The organism is Solibacillus sp. FSL W8-0372 (genome assembly GCF_037969735.1).
In the GTDB taxonomy this organism is placed as follows: domain Bacteria; phylum Bacillota; class Bacilli; order Bacillales_A; family Planococcaceae; genus Solibacillus; species Solibacillus faecavium.
In genome coordinates this window covers 1,501,079-1,521,137 of record NZ_CP150204.1, presented here as the reverse complement: position 1 = coordinate 1,521,137, position 20,059 = coordinate 1,501,079, and the positions used below count along the sequence as shown (strand labels likewise).

General features: G+C 39.0%; 20 protein-coding genes. 1 reads left to right on the top strand and 19 read right to left on the bottom strand.

What is annotated here, in order from left to right; all coding sequences use genetic code 11:
* Positions 1–3 precede the first annotated feature (3 nt).
* From MKY13_RS07370 to MKY13_RS07285, 18 genes are all read right to left on the bottom strand, one after another.
* Positions 4–684 carry an urease accessory protein UreF gene (locus tag MKY13_RS07370; protein ID WP_339216133.1) on the bottom strand — a complete coding sequence of 227 codons (681 nt, stop codon included), beginning with the start codon at positions 682–684 and terminating at the stop codon, positions 4–6.
* 1 nt (position 685) lies between these two features.
* Positions 686–1,123 carry an urease accessory protein UreE gene (gene ureE, locus MKY13_RS07365; protein ID WP_339216131.1) on the bottom strand — a complete coding sequence of 146 codons (438 nt, stop codon included), beginning with the start codon at positions 1,121–1,123 and terminating at the stop codon, positions 686–688.
* A gap of 14 nt (positions 1,124–1,137) precedes the next feature.
* Entirely contained in the window at positions 1,138–2,844 is a 1,707-nt protein-coding gene (gene ureC, locus MKY13_RS07360) for an urease subunit alpha (protein WP_339216129.1), read from the bottom strand.
* A complete protein-coding gene (locus tag MKY13_RS07355) occupies positions 2,844–3,161 on the bottom strand; it encodes an urease subunit beta (RefSeq protein ID WP_339216127.1) in 318 nt (105 codons plus the stop codon). Before MKY13_RS07355 ends, ureC begins: the two co-directional genes overlap by 1 nt.
* A 12-nt stretch (positions 3,162–3,173) precedes the next feature.
* Entirely contained in the window at positions 3,174–3,476 is a 303-nt protein-coding gene (locus MKY13_RS07350) for an urease subunit gamma (protein WP_339216125.1), read from the bottom strand.
* Positions 3,460–3,864 carry a hypothetical protein gene (locus tag MKY13_RS07345; RefSeq protein ID WP_339216123.1) on the bottom strand — a complete coding sequence of 135 codons (405 nt, stop codon included), beginning with the start codon at positions 3,862–3,864 and terminating at the stop codon, positions 3,460–3,462. Before MKY13_RS07345 ends, MKY13_RS07350 begins: the two co-directional genes overlap by 17 nt.
* Positions 3,857–5,416: an ABC transporter substrate-binding protein gene (locus tag MKY13_RS07340; protein ID WP_339216121.1), complete on the bottom strand. Its 1,560-nt coding sequence runs from the start codon at positions 5,414–5,416 to the stop codon at positions 3,857–3,859. The genes MKY13_RS07345 and MKY13_RS07340 overlap by 8 nt, the downstream gene beginning before the upstream one ends.
* On the bottom strand, positions 5,364–6,701 hold the full coding sequence (locus MKY13_RS07335) for an ATP-binding cassette domain-containing protein (protein WP_339216119.1): 1,338 nt from the start codon (positions 6,699–6,701) through the stop codon (positions 5,364–5,366). The genes MKY13_RS07340 and MKY13_RS07335 overlap by 53 nt, the downstream gene beginning before the upstream one ends.
* Positions 6,583–7,455, bottom strand: a complete 873-nt coding sequence (locus tag MKY13_RS07330) for an ABC transporter permease (protein ID WP_339216116.1) — start codon at positions 7,453–7,455, stop codon at positions 6,583–6,585. The genes MKY13_RS07335 and MKY13_RS07330 overlap by 119 nt, the downstream gene beginning before the upstream one ends.
* A 7-nt stretch (positions 7,456–7,462) precedes the next feature.
* Entirely contained in the window at positions 7,463–8,416 is a 954-nt protein-coding gene (locus MKY13_RS07325) for an ABC transporter permease (RefSeq protein WP_339216114.1), read from the bottom strand.
* Between the two features lie 80 nt (positions 8,417–8,496).
* Entirely contained in the window at positions 8,497–9,198 is a 702-nt protein-coding gene (gene urtE, locus MKY13_RS07320) for an urea ABC transporter ATP-binding subunit UrtE (RefSeq protein ID WP_339216112.1), read from the bottom strand.
* Positions 9,191–9,946: an urea ABC transporter ATP-binding protein UrtD gene (gene urtD / locus MKY13_RS07315; protein WP_339216110.1), complete on the bottom strand. Its 756-nt coding sequence runs from the start codon at positions 9,944–9,946 to the stop codon at positions 9,191–9,193. The genes urtE and urtD overlap by 8 nt, the downstream gene beginning before the upstream one ends.
* A complete protein-coding gene (urtC, locus tag MKY13_RS07310) occupies positions 9,921–10,997 on the bottom strand; it encodes an urea ABC transporter permease subunit UrtC (protein ID WP_339216108.1) in 1,077 nt (358 codons plus the stop codon). The genes urtD and urtC overlap by 26 nt, the downstream gene beginning before the upstream one ends.
* A 12-nt stretch (positions 10,998–11,009) precedes the next feature.
* Complete coding sequence (gene urtB / locus MKY13_RS07305; protein ID WP_339216106.1) at positions 11,010–11,912, bottom strand: urea ABC transporter permease subunit UrtB; 903 nt, start codon at positions 11,910–11,912, stop codon at positions 11,010–11,012.
* 181 nt (positions 11,913–12,093) lie between these two features.
* Entirely contained in the window at positions 12,094–13,371 is a 1,278-nt protein-coding gene (gene urtA, locus MKY13_RS07300; protein WP_339216104.1) for an urea ABC transporter substrate-binding protein, read from the bottom strand.
* A 503-nt stretch (positions 13,372–13,874) separates the two neighbouring features.
* Entirely contained in the window at positions 13,875–14,741 is an 867-nt protein-coding gene (locus MKY13_RS07295; protein ID WP_339216102.1) for an ABC transporter ATP-binding protein, read from the bottom strand.
* Positions 14,741–17,224: a hypothetical protein gene (locus MKY13_RS07290; protein ID WP_339216100.1), complete on the bottom strand. Its 2,484-nt coding sequence runs from the start codon at positions 17,222–17,224 to the stop codon at positions 14,741–14,743. Before MKY13_RS07290 ends, MKY13_RS07295 begins: the two co-directional genes overlap by 1 nt.
* A 456-nt stretch (positions 17,225–17,680) precedes the next feature.
* The gene (locus MKY13_RS07285) at positions 17,681–18,280 is read right to left on the bottom strand and encodes a DedA family protein (RefSeq protein ID WP_191699434.1); all 600 of its coding nucleotides are present in this window, start codon (positions 18,278–18,280) and stop codon (positions 17,681–17,683) included.
* Positions 18,281–18,681: 401 nt separating this feature from the next.
* Here MKY13_RS07285 and MKY13_RS07280 point away from each other — a divergent pair, with 401 nt between their 5' ends.
* On the top strand, positions 18,682–19,110 hold the full coding sequence (locus MKY13_RS07280; protein ID WP_339216098.1) for a hypothetical protein: 429 nt from the start codon (positions 18,682–18,684) through the stop codon (positions 19,108–19,110).
* 128 nt (positions 19,111–19,238) lie between these two features.
* Here MKY13_RS07280 and MKY13_RS07275 read toward each other — a convergent pair whose 3' ends face one another.
* Complete coding sequence (locus tag MKY13_RS07275) at positions 19,239–20,048, bottom strand: carbohydrate ABC transporter permease (protein ID WP_191699220.1); 810 nt, start codon at positions 20,046–20,048, stop codon at positions 19,239–19,241.
* Between the last annotated feature and the right edge of the window lie 11 nt (positions 20,049–20,059).

Here is a 20,059-nt window from a genome sequence, read left to right as displayed (position 1 = left end):
TCCTCAGCTCATAAATAATCGTACATGTAAGTGCTCATGCTGCATTTGTTTTATTTCAAGCATTGGTGATGTGCACCCTACATGCTTTTCTGTTAATTGTATAATCGTCGTGATACTTTCGGTACACTTTTCCACTGCAAGCTGAAACATTTTTTGACCGTCTGTTTGCCCGAGTGGAATGGCGCGTACCGCATTTTGAATAATGGTAGAGCAAGCTGTATACATAATCGTTTGCACGGCAATCTCTAATGGAAACTTTAGTTCGAATAGTAAAATTGCCTGACATATACTGCTATGGCCGTACGCCTTCTTTTGTTGTATTGCTGCTGCATAGTCATTTAATCGTGTCTCAGGATAGAGCGCCCGGTACAGGCGTAGCATTTGCTGACCGATACGCTGTGCACCAAGTCTAGATTCTGTTGCACTTGCAGAACAATATAACATTTCATCAAGTGCAAGCACCTTGTCCCATGCACCGTCCGACAAATAACCGTACACTAGCCTTGCACTCAAGCCATCTGTATAGCAAAGCTGCTCAATGTAGCCTTCTAAAAATGACTGGAAATGCGCACTGTCCTTTATATGTTCCTGTTGCACAAACGTTTCCATCCCAAAGGAATGTGAAAACGCGCCTGAAGGGAAATTTGAATCTGTTAGCTGCATGAGCAGCAAGAAGTTATGCATATTAATGCCCAATATGACGGAATGCTTTTTTCATTTTACGTTCCTCCCGCTTAAACGGGATGCCTAACTGTATAAGCAACTCTTCTACTAAGTAATCGTACTGTACAAACATTTCTTCCCCTTCAAACTGCGCTGGTAAGTGGCGATTGCCTAGTTGATGTGCGATATCTCCCATTTCTAGCATAGACCGTGGCTGAATCGAAATGACATCATCCTTATTCGTATAAATCACAATCATATTTTTTTCGTCCTTATACAAAACATCCCCATCCTCTAAATCGCTATGTCCTGCAAGGCGGATGCCAATTTCTTTTCCATGGTCTGTTTTCACACGCATAATACGCTTCACTAAATCCTCACTGTTTAAATAAATTTTCTCTACATGTCCACTACGTAAATCATCCTTATAAATGTTGCCTAGTACTTTTTCGATAATCATATTTTTTCCTCCTCTTAAAATAAAAAGTAGCGCTGTGCCATTGGAAGGCTCTCGGCTGGTTCACATGTAATTAACTCCCCGTCTATCATTACTTCATAAGTTTGCGGGTCTACATCGATCAAAGGTGTTTCATTATTTAGCTGTAAATCACTTTTTCGTAGCTGTCGAATGTTAGAAACTGCTGTCACCTTTTTTTGAAGGCCAAGCTTTTGAGGGAGCTGCTGCTCAATCGCCACTTTTGACATAAAGGTGATCGCTGTGTCATGTACTGCCTTGCCGTATGCTCCAAACATTTGCCGGTAAAGTGCTGGCTGCGGAGTTGGGATAGAGGCATTTGGGTCACCCATAATGCTCGCAGCAATCATGCCACCTTTAACGATAATTTCTGGCTTAATACCAAAAAACGCAGGTTCCCATAGCACTAAATCAGCAAGCTTCCCTTCTTCAATCGAGCCAACCTCATGGCTAATTCCATGTGTTATCGCCGGATTAATCGTATATTTTGCGATGTAACGCTTCACGCGGAAGTTATCAGCCGTCGTCGTTTCTTGTGGTAATGCCCCGCGCTGCTCCTTCATTTTGTGCGCAGTTTGCCACGTGCGTATAATCACCTCTCCGACACGTCCCATTGCCTGCGAATCCGAGCTAATCATCGAAAACACACCGATATCATGTAAAATATCCTCAGCGGCAATCGTTTCCTTACGAATTCGAGAATCTGCAAAGGCAATATCCTCTGGAATGGCTGGATCTAAATGGTGACACACCATTAACATATCTAAGTGCTCTTCTAATGTATTAATCGTATACGGGCGAGTCGGATTCGTAGAGGATGGTAATACATTCGGGAAGCTCGCCATTTTAATAATATCCGGCGCATGCCCACCACCCGCACCTTCTGTATGATACGTATGAATGACACGGTCTCCAATTGCTGCAATTGTATCCTCTACAAAGCCTGCCTCATTTAATGTGTCAGAGTGAATCGCTATTTGCACATCAAATTGGTCTGCTACCTTTAAGCTTGTATCAATTGCAGCAGGTGTTGTTCCCCAATCTTCATGAAGCTTCAGTCCAATTGCACCCGCCTCAATTTGCTCAATGAGTGGCGCTTCACTTGAAGCATTTCCTTTACCTAAAAAACCAAAGTTCATCGGAAATTGTTCGACAGCCTTCAGCATTTTATGTAAATAAAAACTTCCGGGTGTACATGTTGTAGCATTCGTACCGGTAGATGGACCTGTCCCACCACCAATCATTGTCGTCACGCCACTATGCAGCGCAGTTTCGATTTGGTCTACACATATAAAATGAATATGCGCATCAATCCCTCCTGCTGTGACAATCTTCCCCTCTGCTGCAATAATGTCTGTAGAGGCACCGATTGTCATTGTGACACCGTCCATTAAAAGTGAGTTGCCCGCCTTTCCGATATTGGCAATGCGCCCGTTTTTTACACCGATATCTGCTTTATAAATGCCGGTATAGTCAATAACAACAGCATTTGTCAGCACCAAATCCATACAATCTGCCTCTACAGCAAGCGGATGCTGGCCCATACCATCCCGAATAACCTTACCGCCGCCAAATTTTACTTCATCACCATACGTTGTATAGTCTTTTTCAATTTCTATCCAAAGGTTTGTGTCAGCTAAACGAATTTGATCACCTGTTGTCGGTCCAAACATATCAGCATATTGTTCACGCGGTATACGCAGCATTATATTCCCTCCTTCATCGAACCATTTGTTTTATTATTTAATCCATAAGCTTCTTGTTTGCCGCCGAACGTTACAAGCTCGACTGTTTTTTTATCACCCGGCTCAAAGCGTAGTGCTGTGCCTGCCGGAATATTTAAGTGATAGCCAAATGCCTCCGCTCGATTAAAATCGAGCTGTGCATTAACCTCATAAAAATGAAAATGTGAGCCGATCTGTACGGGCCGGTCTCCGTTATTTACAACCGCTAAGCTTTTTACACTACGGTTTACATTTGCTACAATATCGCCTTGTGCCAATTTAATTTCTCCTGGTATCATAAAAAATTCCTCCTATTGAATTGGATGATGTACTGTGACAAGCTTTGTACCGTCTGGGAAGGTTGCTTCTACTTGGATGTCATGAATCATTTGTGCAACACCTTCCATTACATCCTCCTGGCGTAAAATATGACGGCCACTATCCATGAGCTCTGCTACGGTCTTACCGTCTCGTGCTCCTTCTAATATTTCATACGTAATAATAGCGATTGCTTCGGGATAATTTAGCTTCAAGCCGCGCGCTTTGCGACGATAGGCTAAATCAGCAGCCACGACAATCATTAATTTTTCTTGTTCTCTATTCGTTAATTTCACATTTATCGCTCCCCTTTGAATGAATGGTAATTGGATAGAGCAACGGGTCATTTTCCATGATTCCAATACGCTCTGTTGCCATTTCCAATATAAAGTGCATACTAATTGTTTGATAATCAGTAAATACCGTTGTAAAAGCCTTGATGCTGCCCCAGTACTCACAGCGCTTTATAATCTCGCTAAATCGTGATTCCAACGCTTCTTTTGATAATTGAATGGAGGCATATACGACATCCTTTTCATCTAAATGATTTATTAATGTTTCTCTGACGATGCTTCGGATGGCATGGGACCTATTTTGAAATCCCTTTTGAAGAACAAAATCATCGAGCTGTTTTAATAATGTCGGCTCCATAGATACACCAAATCTTTTTAACGTATCACACATCTAAATCCTCCCATCTCCAATCCTCAATATTCCACATGATGCCAAAACCGTTGTGCCCTAGTATTCTATTACTTGTACCGACCAGCTTGTCTGACATCGCATAAATACCATCTACATAGACTAAAAAGCTAAACACCATTTCATCCGCTAAATGCTGCTGGAACGTAGCATAATTCTCAATACGCTGCTCCCTTGTCCCGCCTTTTGCGTTCTCTAACGCCTCATCGATCTCGGGATTATTAACCAATGCATAGTTATAGCCTACGGGTGCATGCTCCGTACTATGGAACACTCGATACGTATGGGTATCCGGATCGTCTTCACTGCCCCAGCCAATCATAAATGTATCCTCAGCTTCAATCGTAATATTTGACCAATCCTTTGTTTGCAGGATCGCATTGACACCATTTGCTTGTAGTTGCTCGACAATGACCGTTGCTAAAGACACACGAACAGCATCCGTAATCGGTGCAACGACATTAAACTGTAGATCCTCATCTTCATTCTCAAAATATTTCGTCTCTTTTTTATAGCCTGCTTCTTCTAAAAGCTTCGTTGCTTGTGCGACATCTAATTGGTACACATCAGCATCTGTACGTGCAAAGCTACGCTGCAATGGTCCAAATGCTTGCTCACCTGTACCATGTAAAACAAGCTGTATTAATTGGTCCCGATCAATCAAATGATTAATCGCCTTTCGGACACGTTCATCTGCTAATTGTGGGTGTTGCTGATTAAATTGCAGCGCCCGATAATCAGCTGTTTGTAAAGTTTTCACCACCACATGTTCATACGCTTCTACCGCTTTCTTTTGCTGTGGTGTAATTTGTGCGATATGTAAATCCCCTGATTTTAAACGTAATAGCTTGGCGTTTTCATCTAGTTTTGTGAAAACAATAATTCGCTCAATCTCAGGCGTTGTACCGTAAAAGTTTTCATTTGCTTCAAATTTCAATACATCATCAGCACTCCAATCCTTTAGTACATATGGTCCGTTTCCTACAGGTGCTGTATTTTGTGGGGCAGTTAATATATTTTGCCCTTCATAAATATGCTGTGGGAGTAATCCAACCTTTAGCTTATGTAATAAAGTAGGCGTCGGCTCATTCACGATAATTTGTACGGTTTGTTCATCCATAACTTGTACATCTGTAACTGTATGAAAATCACTAAAATACGGTGATGCTACTTCAGGTGTTCTGATTTGATCGAGTGTAAATTTCACATCATTTGCCGTAATTGGCTGACCGTCATGCCAAGTTGCTTCATGTAACAAAAATGTATAGGTTAATTCATCTTCAGAAATAGTAAAGCTTTTTGCTACATCACCTACCACATCGTTAGTTTCTGTTTGTTTCATTAAGCCCCTATACACGAGAGATTGAAGTTCACTATGACCTTCTTCTGTTAAGATGGGGTTTAAATGTTCGATTGATTTCGTAATACCATAGCGTAGTTCATTTTCTGGTGATTGTGTGTTTACCGTTTTGGTAGCTGTGTTACACGCTGTTAGCATGAGGCACATAATGATTAGTACTATGACTTTTTTCAAGATAATGCTCCTTTACGATCTGACGTTCTACAATGTATTGTTTGGTTGCGTAAGTTCTTAACCAAGCCTCATCATGGCTGACTGCTACAATCGTTAAGCCTCTCTTAACAAATTGAAGTAAAATGTCCGTAATTGCCTCTGTTGTCTGCTCATCTAAACTAGCAAAAGCTTCATCTAATAGTAGTAGCTTTGGACGCTTAAGTAACACGCGGAACAATGCAAGCTTTTGACATTGCCCTCCTGATAATGTAGATACCTTTTGTTTTAAAAGCGTAGGCTGTATCTGTAGTTGCTCAAGTAGACTGATACACTCCTCTTTAGTGCAGTCGGCTGCTTCCTGCGCTTCCCGTATAACTTGGGCTACAGTCCATTTAGCAGGGAGACTATCTGTATAGCTTTGTGGTACATATTGTATACGCGGTCGTACTGCCTCCCCTGTAAATACAAGCTGTGATAACAGCACATGTAGAAAGGTCGTCTTCCCACTTCCACTTGCACCACAAATACCGACAATTTCACCTTGCTGACAAGTAAATTGTTCAATCTTTAATACTTGTGTTAAACGCTTCCGCCAAAAGCCGCCTGTTTGTCGATAGGCAATCCCGTCCAGCCTGCAGCATAATAAGCCTTTTTGCTGGAATTTCAGTGGTTTAACATGAGGCATAGGCTGTTCGAGAAAAGTTATGAGTTTCTGATTCTCAAGCTTTAAAAACTGAGTTGCAAATTCACTGTACCGCTTTACTTGATGGGTGATAACGAGAATAGCCATCCCGGCTGCGCATGACTCCTCCCAAAAGGATAAAATTTTGGAGATAAATGCCTCATTTAATGCAGCGGTCGGCTCATCGGCTATTAATAGCTTCGGCTGTTGACAGTGCGCTAAAATAAGCTGAATTCGCTGTAGCATACCTCCAGAGCATTCGTATGGGTAGTAGCGTAAACAAGAAGTTGGTAACTCAAATAAGTCAAAATAATCAGTAATTTCAGTCCAGAATTGCTCTTTTTCGATGCCTTTTGAAAGACGAATATCTTCAAAATGCGCTCTTATTTTTTGTAGAGGGTTAAAGCTTTGCTCAGCATGCTGCGGTAAAAGGACGATATCCTTTTTTGTAATTTCGGTTACTACTTCATCGCCACCTTCGTAAAGCGCTTTGGCTAGGATCGTTTTACCAATCCCACTTTTCCCTGTAAGGACTATTTTGTCGCCCGCCTTGATGTGAAGTGTTGCGTCTTTTACGATGCAATTTCCTTCGCAAAAAACGGAAAGTCCCGTTACGTGCAGCATCTTTTCCACCTCCTTCAAAATGTTTCTTTTTTAGATGTAGCAAGTACAACGTAATAGCGGCTATAAATAGTCCCGGAAATAAAATATTCCACCAGGCACCAAGTAAAAAGTAACTTTGCGCATCCATAAGTAAATTACCGAGCGTCGGAGTATTCACTGCGAGTCCAAAGCCTAAAAAGCTAATTGTAGCTTCTGCAAATAACACATGAATCGCCTCATGAATGACCGTTATACCTAAAATAGGATAGATAGCAGGGATATAATAGCGCTTTAAACGATGCCACCTCGTTGTTTCAATTTGCTTTGCCATAAGGATATATGGCTGCTGCTTCTCTTGTAGTAATTGCATACGTACTTGTCGGGCAAGCGTCATCCAGCTACATAAGCCAATAATGATTGGAATTGTCCATAGTGTAGGCTTTACGAGTGAGGCGACAAGCAAAATATAGACAATGGACGGCAAGCTGTTCATAAAATCAAGGACAACAATAATTTTATCTCCAAGCCATTTTGGAGCGAGGCTGCTCAAGACACCTACGCTCACTCCAATAACTAAAACGACGCTTATCGCAATTACTATCATTAAAATAGAATAGCCTGCACCAGCTATCGTTCGACTAAATACATCTCGTCCAAATGCATCTGTACCAAAGAAATGTGTGATGGACGGTGCTACATTATTTTCTCCTATATACATTTCATATGGATTTCCCTTTAATACCATTAGCACTACAATCATAATGATCAATAACATGAGTTACTCAGTCCTTTAAACTTCTATATACTCTCGGATCAATCCAGCAGCTACACAAATCAATCAGTAATTGCACTACCAGAATAACAGCTAAGCTTACTAAAATAATCATCAATAACGTTGGATAATCATGCAGTTTGGTCGCTTCAACTGTGAGCTTTCCGATGCCTGGAATCGAAAAAACTGTTTCAACAGCGATCGTCCCTCCGATAAACGCTGTTACAAAATAACCGTTAAGTTGCAAATAAACTAAACCTACATGCGGAAAGGTATGCCTTGCCAATCGGCTCCTCGAAATCCCACGCCTCTGAAGCTGAATCATAAACGGTTGCTGCTTCAGCCCGGCAAATTGGTCCTCTAATAATTTCACCCCGTAATATACTGCCGGTAACGCAAGGGCTATACTTGGCAATATTGCGTGGTATATGAGTGCCCCCATACTGCCATCCCCTACACCATAGATCGGAAACCAGCCAAGCATAACACCACATAGCCACAGTAAAAAGAAGCTAAGCCAAAAACCAGGCACAACCATAGCCCCTAGTAGAAGCCCCCCTAAAATAGAGCGCAACAGTTTATGACGTAATCGCTGCAAGAGGTAAAACCACAGAGTCATTAGGATATTTGTAAAAACTAATGCAAGCGTAACAACTATTGCTGTATAGAGTGATTGTTCCATTATTAAAGTTAGTACGTTTTGTTGTTTACTAAAGGAAAATCCCCAATCACCCCGAAAAATATCTCCTATCCAATGGATGTATTGCATAATCAACGACTCATTTCCAAGCAGTGCTTGTTCAATTCTTACTTGCTCTTCCTCTGTTAGACGCTGGGCATTAGCCCCGTAAATACTGTAAGCTGCACTTCCCGGGAGCTGGCGAATTAGTATAAAGCATATAAATGAACAAATAATTAATGCTAGCGCACTTTTCCCAAATCGCTTGCTGACATATTTCCACATTCATAACACCTATCTTTCTATTCGTGACACGATGTTTCCAAAAATATAAAGAGCAGCAAGTGCTCCATATATTTAAAACATTACACAACTAAATGCCTTTCGATATCTTGTATGTTGAGTTTATTCGTTTCACCTTCTACGACCATATGACCATGATCCATTACATAAATGAAATCTGCCGTTTCCATAGCCAAATCCAAATCATGCTCCACAAGCACAACACCGATATTTTTTTCGCGGGCAATTTTCATAATAACTTGTTGAATCAGTTGCACGATGGATGGCTGGATTCCTTCCATTGGTTCATCCAGAAGTAAAATATCCGGCTGTCCGACGTAAGCGCGGGCAATCGCGAGCTGCTGCTGCTGACCACCTGACAAGTCGCCACCTTTACGATGAAGCATTTCTTTTAAAACAGGGAACCACTCAAAAACTTCATCAGGTATTTTTTTATTTTTCCCTGCTTTGCCCATCATCTCAAAACCTAGTAATATATTTTCCTCAACCGTTAGTGACGGGAAAATTTCACGTCCTTGAGGTACGTATCCGATACCAAGTCGTGCTCTTTTATCGATCGGCAGCTTTTTTAAGCCTTGCTCATGAAAATGGATGTCACCTTCTTTTAAAGGGACTAACCCTATAATGGATTTTAATAATGTCGATTTCCCCACACCATTTCGTCCTAAAACTCCAACAATTTGTCCTTTTTGTGCTTGGAAGGTTAGATCATTTAACACCATGCTGCCGTCATAACCTGCCAAGATTCCTTTGACATTAAGCATGTGTTTTCCCCCTCCCTAAATACACTTCAATAACACGCTCGTCATTTTGTACCGTATTCATATCCCCCTCACAAAGTACCTTGCCTTCGTGCATCACCGTTACTTGCTTGGAGAAATTACGTACAAACTCCATATCATGCTCAACAATTAGTACTGAGCATTCCTTTGACACATCGTGAATGAGGCGACCTGTTTTTTCACGTTCCTGTCCGGACATGCCGGCGATTGGTTCATCAAGCAGAAGCAGCTGCGGATCTTGAATGAGCTGCATCCCAATTTCCAGCCACTGCTTTTGACCATGTGCCAAAAAGCCAGCCAAACGATTACGTTCCTGTGTTAAATTAATTTTTTCAAGCGTATACTCAATCTTTTCCTTTGTCGGATCGTCCATTTTGGCAAACAGCATATGCCACAATGTTTTCTTTTGTTTCATCGCAAGCTCTAAATTTTCTAACACAGTTAACTGCGGGAAAATTGACGGTGCCTGGAATTTACGAGCGATCCCAGCAAGCGCAATTTTATGCTCTTCTAGCTTATGAATAGAGCCCTCCATTTCCTGAAAAAATACAGAGCCTTCAGTTGCTCGTGTTTTCCCGCAAATCACATCCAACAAGGTTGTTTTACCAGCGCCATTCGGTCCGATTAAAAAACGAACTTCCTGTTGCTCCACTTGTAAATCCACACCCTTCAAAGCGAAAAAACCATCAAAATCCACTTTCACATCATTGCAAGTTAGTATTTGGGTCATAGGACGTTCCCCCTGCTTTTTTAGACGTTTTGAATCTAAACCATTTTGCATAAAGCGACTGCGCCACACCGACTAAACCATTCGGCATCACGAGTACGACTAAAATGAATAAGCTTCCTAATAAGAACAACCACATATCCGGGTATGATTCACTGAAAAATGTTTTTGCACTATTTGTTAACACTGCACCAATTACCGCACCAAAAATCGAATAACGTCCACCAACGGCTACCCATAGCACCATCTCAATTGAAGGAATAATCCCCATCATTTCTGGTGATATCATACCGACCTGCAGGACAAATAATCCGCCCGCAATCCCGGCAAACGCTGCCGATACGCAGTATATAAATACTTTAAACGTTGTAGGGTTGAAACCAAGGAAGCGTACACGGTTTTCCCCTTCCCTAATCGCAATCAATAGCTTCCCTGCACGACTTTGTGTTAGCCATAAGCTAATGAGAACTATTAAGAGTAATATTAAAATCGTGATATAATACAGCACCTTTTGTACGACTGGATGCGTCAAATACACCCCGAAACCTGTCGTAAAATTCGTCAAACCATTCGTACCGCCCGTAAGATCCTGTGTACCGATAAATAGCGTTACAAACACAACAACTAATGCTTGTGAAATCAAAGAGAAGTAAACCCCTTTAATTCGGTTGTGGAATGTAAAGAACCCAATAATAAATGCCAAGGCAACGGGCAACCCAATCATCATAAACAATGCAAAGACTGGATTAGCAAAAGGCTTCCATAAAAGTGGTAGCTCACTTACACCTGACCATTGCATGAAGTCTGGAATCCCACCTGGTGACGCTTGAATTTTCAAATACATTCCTACTGCATAGGCACCCAATCCAAAAAATACACCATGCCCTAAACTTAAAATCCCTGTAGAACCCCAAATTAAGCTAATCCCTACCGCAATAATTGCAAAACATAAAAATTTTGCTAATAAAGAGATACGGAAATCAGACATAAGAAGTGGTGCTAGTGCAAGAATTAAAAATAATATTGAAAAACTAACTTTCGTACTTTTGGCCATATCGTTCCCCCCTTAGTCCAGCACTCGTGTTCTAGTTGAAATCAGTCCTGATGGCTTCCATTGAAGGAAGATAATGATGAAAGCAAACACAACTACCTTTGCAATCGTGGCACTTGTACCGTATTCAGTAAATGTACTTAATAAGCCTATACATAGGGCACCAAGCACCGTGCCTTTAATTTTGCCGACACCGCCTAAAATAACAATCATAAATGCATCGATAATGTAATTAGTCCCTACAGTTGGACCGACTGGACCTAGTAAAGTAAGTGCACATCCTGCCACTCCACCTAAACCAGAGCCTAATGCAAAGGCTGTAGCATCTACTTTCCGTGTATTAATACCTAAGCTTGCTGCCATTGGTCGATTAAGTGTTACGGCATTCATTCGTCTACCCGCAGTCGTTTTAATTAAATAATAATAAAGCCCCAGCACACACAAGCATACAAGTACAAGAATAAATAATCGTTTATATGGCAACACCACCGAAGCAATTTCCACACTGCCATTCAACCAAGAAGGTGCTGTTACGGCAACGTTTGGAGCCCCAAAAATCATACGGGCAATTTGCTGAAAAATTAAGCTCAATCCCCAAGTAGCTAATAAACTATCGAGTGGTCGGGCATATAAAAATCGAATTAAACTTTTTTCAACTAACAAGCCGATTAAAGCTGTTACAATAAACGCAATAGGAATAGAGAGAATAAAATAATAATCAAATAAAGACTCAGGTACCATACTGACAAAAATTAATTGAACAGAGTAGGTAACATATGCGCCGATCATAATCATGTCACCATGTGCCATATTCATAACACGCATTAAGCCAAAAGTAATCGAAAGACCTAACGCAATCAGTAATAAAAACGAGCTATAGCTTAAACCATTAAATAGCTGTGTCAACAAAATCTCCATCATAGACCTCCTCGATTGAAAAGTTTGCCCCTACTTGATGTAGGAGCGTACTTTTTCAATTATTCAGGTTCATCACCATAATTGGGGATGTCAAAATATAGCATTTTCGCTGTCTTGCCGCAGCCCACCAATCAAGTAAAATTTAATTAGAAAATCTTCCCCATGTTATGATGGTTAGCCATTATTCACCTGGTTTTACAGATGCTGCCCAATCATAGTTTTCTAAGTATGGATCTGGCTTCACAGCCTCACCTGAATTCCAAAGTTCATCAATTAAACCGTCTTCACGGATTTCACCGATACGAACGACTTTGTAAGTATGTTGGTTATCTCCATCGATTTTTACGGTACCACCTGGAGCAGACACCTCAATACCTTTTGCAGCTTCTTTCACAGCATCTACATCAAACGAACCGGCTTTTTCTGCTGCTGCAGCCCATAAATAAACTGCAAAGTAGGCCGCTTCAATTGGATCATCTGTTACAACTTCATCTCCGTACTTTGCTTTGAAGTTCGCTACCCATTCGTTATTTTCTGCTGTATCAAGAGTCTGGTAATAGTTCCAAGAAGTATAATGGCCAGCTACAACATCACCACCAATACCGCGAATTTCTTCTTCAGCAATAGATACTGAAAGTACAGGTAGTTCTTCAGCTGTAATACCTACATCTTTTAATTGTTTAAAGAATGCGACGTTACTATCGCCATTTAATGTGTTAAACACAACATCCGGCTTTGCCGCCTTAATTTTTGAAATTAATGTCGAGTAGTCAGTGTGGCCAAGGGCAGTATATTCTTCACCCACTAGTTCGCCACCTTTTGCCTTTAATTGGGCTTTTATAATATTATTAGCAGTACGTGGGAATACATAGTCTGAACCTATTAAGAACATCTTCTTCCCTTTGTTTTCTAATAGCCAGTCCACTGCTGGAACAATCTGTTGATTAGTAGTTGCACCTGTGTACATAATGTTCGGCGAAGATTCCATTCCTTCATATTGCACTGGGTACCAAAGTAAGCCATTGTTTTGTTCAAATACAGGAAGCATTGCTTTACGTGATGCGGAAGTCCAACCACCGAATACTGTGGCTACTTGATCACTTTGAAGCAATTTTTTTGCTTTTTCAGCAAATGTTGGCCAATCCGAAGCACCATCTTCAATAATTGGTTCAATTTGTTTGCCTAAAACACCGCCAGCGGCATTGATTTCTTCGATTGCCATCATTTCGGCATTTCTTAGTGATACCTCACTGATTGCCATCGTGCCACTCAATGAGTGTAAAATCCCTACTTTTACAGTATCACCCTCTGGCTTTTCTGTTTTAGTAGCTGTACCATCTGATGTTGATTCTGCTCCCGTTTTTGCTGGTTCTTCGGCATTATCACCGACACATGCTGTTAATACAACAAGCACAAGTGTCAACATTGCCATAAACCATATATTTTTCAGCTTTTTCATTCACTAACCCCCTTCAAACTATTACGTAAGGATTTTTTGATGTAAGATTTCCTTACACGTGAAATTCTATAGAATAACTTAATTGGTATCAATTCCATTTTCAGAACATTCTTATCTCAATATAAGAAGTATGACGAATCCATATTTTGGTTATCAATTACTTTTCCTTCTAATTATGGTTAATAAAATTATGTAAATATAGTTCTTAAATTGCAAAATTTCTTTTATTTGAACTTCTTATTAAGTTTGGTATACAAGCTTATTGCCTCAATGTTAACCCACAAATTCCTTGGTATGATGTAGCACGGTAAAATGTAGTTTATTTCAGTTTCAATGTTAATTAATATCACATAACTTTCTTTGTATTGTGGTTTTTTAGGGGAGGCTAAAGAGGACTTATCGAGGATTTAATTGAAGTTTTTGGTTTCAGAAGCTTCATTTCACAATAAATTAAGCCGTTGTCGCAATATACGACAACGGCTTTTTATAATTTACTATATTAACTACACATCATAAAACTCTCGATACAACTCTTCCAAATTACGTTTTAACGGATTTACCGACTGAATTTGTATATTCTGCTTAAGTAGCCATTGCAGATAGATTTCAATCGAGTATGACGCATCTGTAATAAGTCGATTTTCATTTATTTGAAACGGAAGTTCACTACCTTGCATTATTTGAGCAAGGTCATGATTAGGATCACACTTAATTTCATAAGGTACATCGATCTTTGACTCGAGCTGATTTGTATGAAGCCTTCCCTCTTTAATAAACCAGATTGTATCAGTCAAATCCTCCAGTATATCGAGGTTATGTGTGGAGATGACGATGCTGATTCCCTGTCCATGCAGTGTGCGGATCAATTGTTTTAATTCAATAGTGCTTGTTGGGTCCAATCCGTTAAACGGTTCGTCCATTAAAATAATGAGCGGCTTTGTCAAAATACTTACCGCAATAAACAAATGTTGGCGCATCCCGTAAGAATAGGATTTCACAGGCTGATTCACATAGGAGCGAATTCCGACTAGATCTATAATATCCTCGATATCATTAGGGGGAATTTTATAGACATTGGCAATAAACGACAGATGATCATAACCTGTTAGTTGCATATACAAGTAATTATCACTCGGTAAAAAAGAGATATATTTAAAAAATTCAGGGCTATTATGAGAAATGTTATTTATTTGAACTGAGCCGCTATTTATTTCTTCCAGCCCTAATACCGAGCGCATTAACGTTGATTTCCCTGCCCCATTTGGTCCTACAAGGCCGATAATTTCCCCGCCTCCAATCGAAAAATTAATATTTTCGAGAACCGATTTATTTTTATACTTTTTTTCGAGCTGATGTACGTGCAATACCATTAAGATGCCACCCTCCTTCTAAATAAAAAACCGATAACGAACAAGAAGCTTCCGCTAATAAGTAATATGACTGTGCCACTTATAAAGTTCACTCGCCCGTTGTTTGCTTCAATAGATTTCCAGCCATCTATCACATTCCAAGTATCAAAATAGACAAACGGATTATAAAAACTGCTCGTTAATTCAATATAATAGTTTCCAGCAGTATAGCCTGCAATGACAATCAAGAACGTCACAATAATAGCTGTGTAATGGTTTTTCATCACTTTTCCTATGAAACTAAACAGGCTATTCAAAAAGTAAATTTGAGCGATAATAAGAATTCCACTTTTCACAAGAAGTGCAGCCAGGCTTTCAAAGTAAAAATACGCATTATCGGCTGTTGAAAGGAAAAAATGTTCCTCTATCCTTTCCTTCGCATAAATCAAAATCGGATAATTCGCTTCACCCAAGCCCCCAATAAGTATGGCAACGAGGAAAACGATCGTACTGCTAATAAGGAGTAAACTACAGGCAATCACAAAATTATAGAGCCATTTCGTTATATAAACAGAAGTAATTCGAATCGGCTTCGTTACTAAAAAGTTAATCGTTGGATTAGGACTGCGCTCCTCAGCCATCGTTGTCCATAACAGTAATACAAATAGAAGCAATACAAACAGCATCATATTCCAATCCATAAATTTGTAGACAGCGAACAAACTGCTGTTGTCATATTTAGTATTTTGTTCCTGGAAAAGCTTTAACCTTTTAAAATGGTCATTATCAACAGCACGACTCGGATCATGAAAATTGGAAACCCATTTATGTCCAAGTGGCCATGGGGTAATCCCCTTGTCTTCCAGAATCATTTGCTGCTCTTCAGATGCCATATCTGTCAAAGTGCTTGTGCTTTCGCTGTCTTTATATGAACCTGGCTCCAGCGACTTCATAACTTTACGAAAAGTTTCGGAAAAGTCAGGGGAATGAATCTCGCCTTTTAAACTTTCCACTGCATCATACCGATTTTCCAATTGTTTTATCATCAATTGGAACGGGTTTTCATCCAGTATTTCCATTTCTTCTCCGGCTTGCTCCGCCATTTGCTGTTGCAATGCCTGTTCGAGTTCAAATTCTTCCGCGACCATTTTCCAATGTGCCTGATCTTGAATAATTTGATTTTGATAACTTTCAATCGCTTTTAATGCTTTGTCAGGGAATGTTTGATACTGCTCATTCACTGCAATAACGACGCCGCCAATCATTCCGAATAATAAAATGATAGTAAAAAGAATATGTCCTTTGCGCTTCTTTTTTAAATGCTCGAATTGCAGAAGCTTAAACTTCTGTGTTGATCGATACTGCTTTTTTGTTGTATTTAGTTGAGGTACTGTAAACTTGATATTTTTTGTTCGAATAATAACATACGCAATGATACTACTAAAAATGAGCAGCAATAGCATGCCAAGTAAATACAGAACAAAACGATTTGAAGTCAACAAGTGCGGTTCATATGAAGCAATTAAGTGAATCGGGTTGCCTATTTGGAATCCAGTCTTTAATGAAATCATGTAGCTGATGAAAACCGGCATACTAATGATAGAGAACAAGACGCCTAAATTGGCTTGCTGCTTGAACAGACAAATTGTTATAAGCAATAGAAATGAAATGAAAATCCCCCAGCCAATCGGAATAAAAACTAGCCACTTCCATACAGGTACCAAAATCATTTCTGAACCGACGGCTACTTCCAGCGGGTAAAAGATTGTATTGACATTCCCAGTTAATAACGGAGGTAAAAATGATAGAATACTTGCTATTAAAATATACATAAATACTATACTTAGCAGTGGAACTAAGTATCCGTAATAAATGGATGTATTGGATAATGAGTTTATTTTAAAGAAATCAAATAGCCGTTTTTCTTTGTCAGCCATATATTTAAAACAAAATACAAGCAGGAGCATAAATATAGTAATTGGGCTAAAAAAAATCTGGAATAACTGCTTTGTAAAGAGGGTCGTTTTATAGGGAGTGATCTGCTCTGTATACGGGAGATCATATTCAAGTAAATGTTCGGCCATAAGTCGCTCAAGCTTTAATGTATCTTGATTTAGGTAAGGTATAAATTTGGTTGTGGCGGTATATGTTTCGTACTCATTTATATAGGCAAGCTGTTGTTGTGCAATCTGGAGATCCCCTTCACTAATCTTTGCCAATATCTCTTTTATATGCTCTTCTTTCAACAAAAGAATGTCCAACGATTCCCGTTCATCAGGTGTAAGACCAATAACGCGGTCTTTCGTAAGCATACTGGAAATTAAAAGACGAACAGTTTCTTCACGATTGTCGAATGTTTCCTGCAACTCGTTCTTCGTTGCACCCGACTGCGTACTATTAATGCCAAGCAGTATACAAACAAGAAGCCCCATTGCAATCGGAAACAGGAAAATATACTTACTTTTTAGCCATCCCTTCATAAGAAAATGGATTATTTCTTTCATATATCTCCCTCCACTCATAATTTTGCAACTACTAAATTTAAATCTTAAGCTATTGTTCTTTTTTCATTTTACCATTTAAAATCCAAAATATGTATAAAGTGGTTAAATACCTTTCCGTAAGTTGGGGGTGACAAAATTGAAATAATAAGATTTTCTATTGAAGCCTGTCCTGCTTAGACATAATATGAATTTCTGCAAAAACGAAGAGAGATACTAGATAATTCCGCTCTCCGCCGCCTCGCGATAGCGCAAGCGGCTTGAGTGGGGTTATTTACTTCACTTTATAACAAGGGCAAAATTTTATGATTGGTGGGCCTCGCAAACGGCAATAAAGGCAGTGATAAAGACATGTATCACGTGGCTTAAGCGCTGTCTTGCCGTAGCCCACCAATCAATTAAGAGAGAGTTTATGGAAATAAAAAAGGTAGCCCTTTAACGAGGCTACCTTTTCAAAAACTATTTCTTATTTGGTAAATTCATTTTACGCTCTAATAACTTAATGCGGTATTTATAAATCGCATAAATTACTGCTAAAATTATAATGAGAATAACAAATGGTTGTAGGTATTGCTTAAACAGCTCTCCTGCCTGTTCCCAATTTTCACCTAGCTTAATACCTAAATACACATAAAGCGCGGTAATCGGAAACATTGCTAAAAACGTGTAAATTGAAAACTTCCATACATTCATTTTTGTCATCCCGCACGGAACGGAAATCGCTGTACGGACGATTGGCATAAAGCGCCCGAAAAAGGCTACACCAGCACCATATTTTGCGAAAAACTTGTCCGCTGCATTTACTTGCTTTTCATTAATCAAGAAGAACTTCCCATACTTCAGTACAATCGGACGACCACCATAGCGACCTACCGCGTATAATGTCAATGGCCCAATTGTTCCACCTACAGTACCTGCAAGCACCATTAGCCAATATTTATATTCTCCCTGAGATATCCAAAACCCGGCCATCGGTAAGATGACTTCTGCCGGAATAAATTCGAAGCAGAGTGCTAATAATACACCCAAATAGCCTAACCCTTTAAAAAACTCAATCATTGGTAAAATGATTGTATCTAACAACAAAAACAACTCCAATCATTTGCAATCTTCAAAGTCGAAATCGACAGAAACCGATTTTATCCCTTTAGTCCACTTCTACATTCATATAGCATACAAAAACTTGGAACGTTTCACAATAGAAATTCCGAAAACCTACCACTTTTATGTATGTTCTCCTTTATAATAGAACGCCGTCCCGCCAATAATGTTGCCTTATTCATGATATTGCCCTATTAGAGTAGTGTATGTATATGCAAAAAGCGATATGTCATCACCACTTTGACATTTTCCTTTTCTTAACGGGCTAGAGTATTAGAGAGAAAACAGTAAAATTCAGGAAACTTTAGATATCCTTTTAACGTATATATTATTAGTCTTACATATATTGGAGGTTTCAAATGAATAATCAACCTACGTTAAGAAAATTTTTTATGCCTATTATTTATTTAGCTGAATGGTTTCTTTTCTTATTTGTTGCTCTTTGCATTGCTACTTTAAATATGATTAATTTAGTGAATATTATTACTGTCGACATGCCTTGGGAAGAACCGATTATTTTTACATCATCATTTATTTCTTCTTTGTCCTTTGTAATAGGACTAGCAATCATTTGCTTTTTTTACAACAAGTTTTTAATGGGAAGTAAAGCGTATCAAAAATTTAAAAAGACTATATGGGGTATTCTTTTTGGATTGAACACAATTAGTTGTGTACTTTGTGGGATCCTTATTTATGGTTTCAATTTCTTTCATTCTGATGGAATACTACTGCTAATAATTACTTTATTAAGTGCTATAATAACAAAAATATTTATTTCTAAAAATTAGTATCATAGAAATTATAACTATTCTACATATAAATCCATACAAAATTTACTCTCCTATAAAATTAAAACGGATCTGGAAAACGATTAATTTTCCAAATCCGCTTATATATTCGGCTATAATACAATTAATTATCCTTTAACAGAACCCGCTGTAATCCCTGCAATGAAGTAGCGTTGCAGGAATAAATATGCAAGAATCATAGGAGCTGATGCTATTAAGACTCCAGTAAATAATAGTGGATAGTTCGTCGCATATTCTCCTTGGAATTCCAGCAATGCAAGAGGAAGCGTTTTATAATCATTATTCGTAATAAATAATAATGGATACAATAAATCGTTCCAGTGCATTACGCATAAGAAAATGGCTGTCGCTGCAATTGAAGGCAATGATAAAGGCAAGGCAATCTTATAATACATTTTAAATTCACTGGCTCCGTCAATTGTAGCTGCTTCAAATAATGATTTAGGGATAGATTTCATAAATCCAGTTATTATAAATATAGCAACGGGCATTGTGACAGCAATATTTACTAAAATTAAACCTAGCAAACTATTTGTTAAGCCTAAGTTATATACTAGCTGATAAAGCGGTATCATATTTACTTGAGCAGGCACCATCATTCCCAGCGTAAATAACGAAAAGATAATGACCCCAATCCATCCAAACATTCTCGTTACACTATATGCAATCAAAGTTGCAAACAATAGAGTAAGCGTTACAGAAAAAAACGTAACAATTACACTGTTCATGAAATAACGGGACATTGGTTGTTCCGTAAAAATGGATACGTAGTTTTTAAAACTAAGGCTGCTCGGTAATCCTAATATATTTGAAAATACCTCTGATGTAGATTTAAATGTTGTAAGAACGACAATCATCATAGGTATAATGACGACTAAAGCAAATAATGTTAAAAGTATGAACCTTATAAAACGCATGTCACTTCCCC

Coding starts and splice junctions, on each gene's coding strand:
- MKY13_RS07370 (WP_339216133.1), bottom strand. CDS start 684: ATGCATAACTTCTTGCTGCTCATGCAGCTAACAGATTCAAATTTCCCT.
- ureE (WP_339216131.1), bottom strand. CDS start 1,123: ATGATTATCGAAAAAGTACTAGGCAACATTTATAAGGATGATTTACGT.
- ureC (WP_339216129.1), bottom strand. CDS start 2,844: ATGCTGCGTATACCGCGTGAACAATATGCTGATATGTTTGGACCGACA.
- MKY13_RS07355 (WP_339216127.1), bottom strand. CDS start 3,161: ATGATACCAGGAGAAATTAAATTGGCACAAGGCGATATTGTAGCAAAT.
- MKY13_RS07345 (WP_339216123.1), bottom strand. CDS start 3,864: ATGTGTGATACGTTAAAAAGATTTGGTGTATCTATGGAGCCGACATTA.
- MKY13_RS07335 (WP_339216119.1), bottom strand. CDS start 6,701: ATGCTGCACGTAACGGGACTTTCCGTTTTTTGCGAAGGAAATTGCATC.
- MKY13_RS07330 (WP_339216116.1), bottom strand. CDS start 7,455: ATGTTATTGATCATTATGATTGTAGTGCTAATGGTATTAAAGGGAAAT.
- MKY13_RS07325 (WP_339216114.1), bottom strand. CDS start 8,416: ATGTGGAAATATGTCAGCAAGCGATTTGGGAAAAGTGCGCTAGCATTA.
- urtE (WP_339216112.1), bottom strand. CDS start 9,198: ATGCTTAATGTCAAAGGAATCTTGGCAGGTTATGACGGCAGCATGGTG.
- urtD (WP_339216110.1), bottom strand. CDS start 9,946: ATGACCCAAATACTAACTTGCAATGATGTGAAAGTGGATTTTGATGGT.
- urtC (WP_339216108.1), bottom strand. CDS start 10,997: ATGGCCAAAAGTACGAAAGTTAGTTTTTCAATATTATTTTTAATTCTT.
- urtB (WP_339216106.1), bottom strand. CDS start 11,912: ATGGAGATTTTGTTGACACAGCTATTTAATGGTTTAAGCTATAGCTCG.
- urtA (WP_339216104.1), bottom strand. CDS start 13,371: ATGAAAAAGCTGAAAAATATATGGTTTATGGCAATGTTGACACTTGTG.
- MKY13_RS07295 (WP_339216102.1), bottom strand. CDS start 14,741: ATGGTATTGCACGTACATCAGCTCGAAAAAAAGTATAAAAATAAATCG.
- MKY13_RS07290 (WP_339216100.1), bottom strand. CDS start 17,224: ATGAAAGAAATAATCCATTTTCTTATGAAGGGATGGCTAAAAAGTAAG.
- MKY13_RS07285 (WP_191699434.1), bottom strand. CDS start 18,280: ATGATTGAGTTTTTTAAAGGGTTAGGCTATTTGGGTGTATTATTAGCA.
- MKY13_RS07280 (WP_339216098.1), top strand. CDS start 18,682: ATGAATAATCAACCTACGTTAAGAAAATTTTTTATGCCTATTATTTAT.
- MKY13_RS07275 (WP_191699220.1), bottom strand. CDS start 20,048: ATGCGTTTTATAAGGTTCATACTTTTAACATTATTTGCTTTAGTCGTC.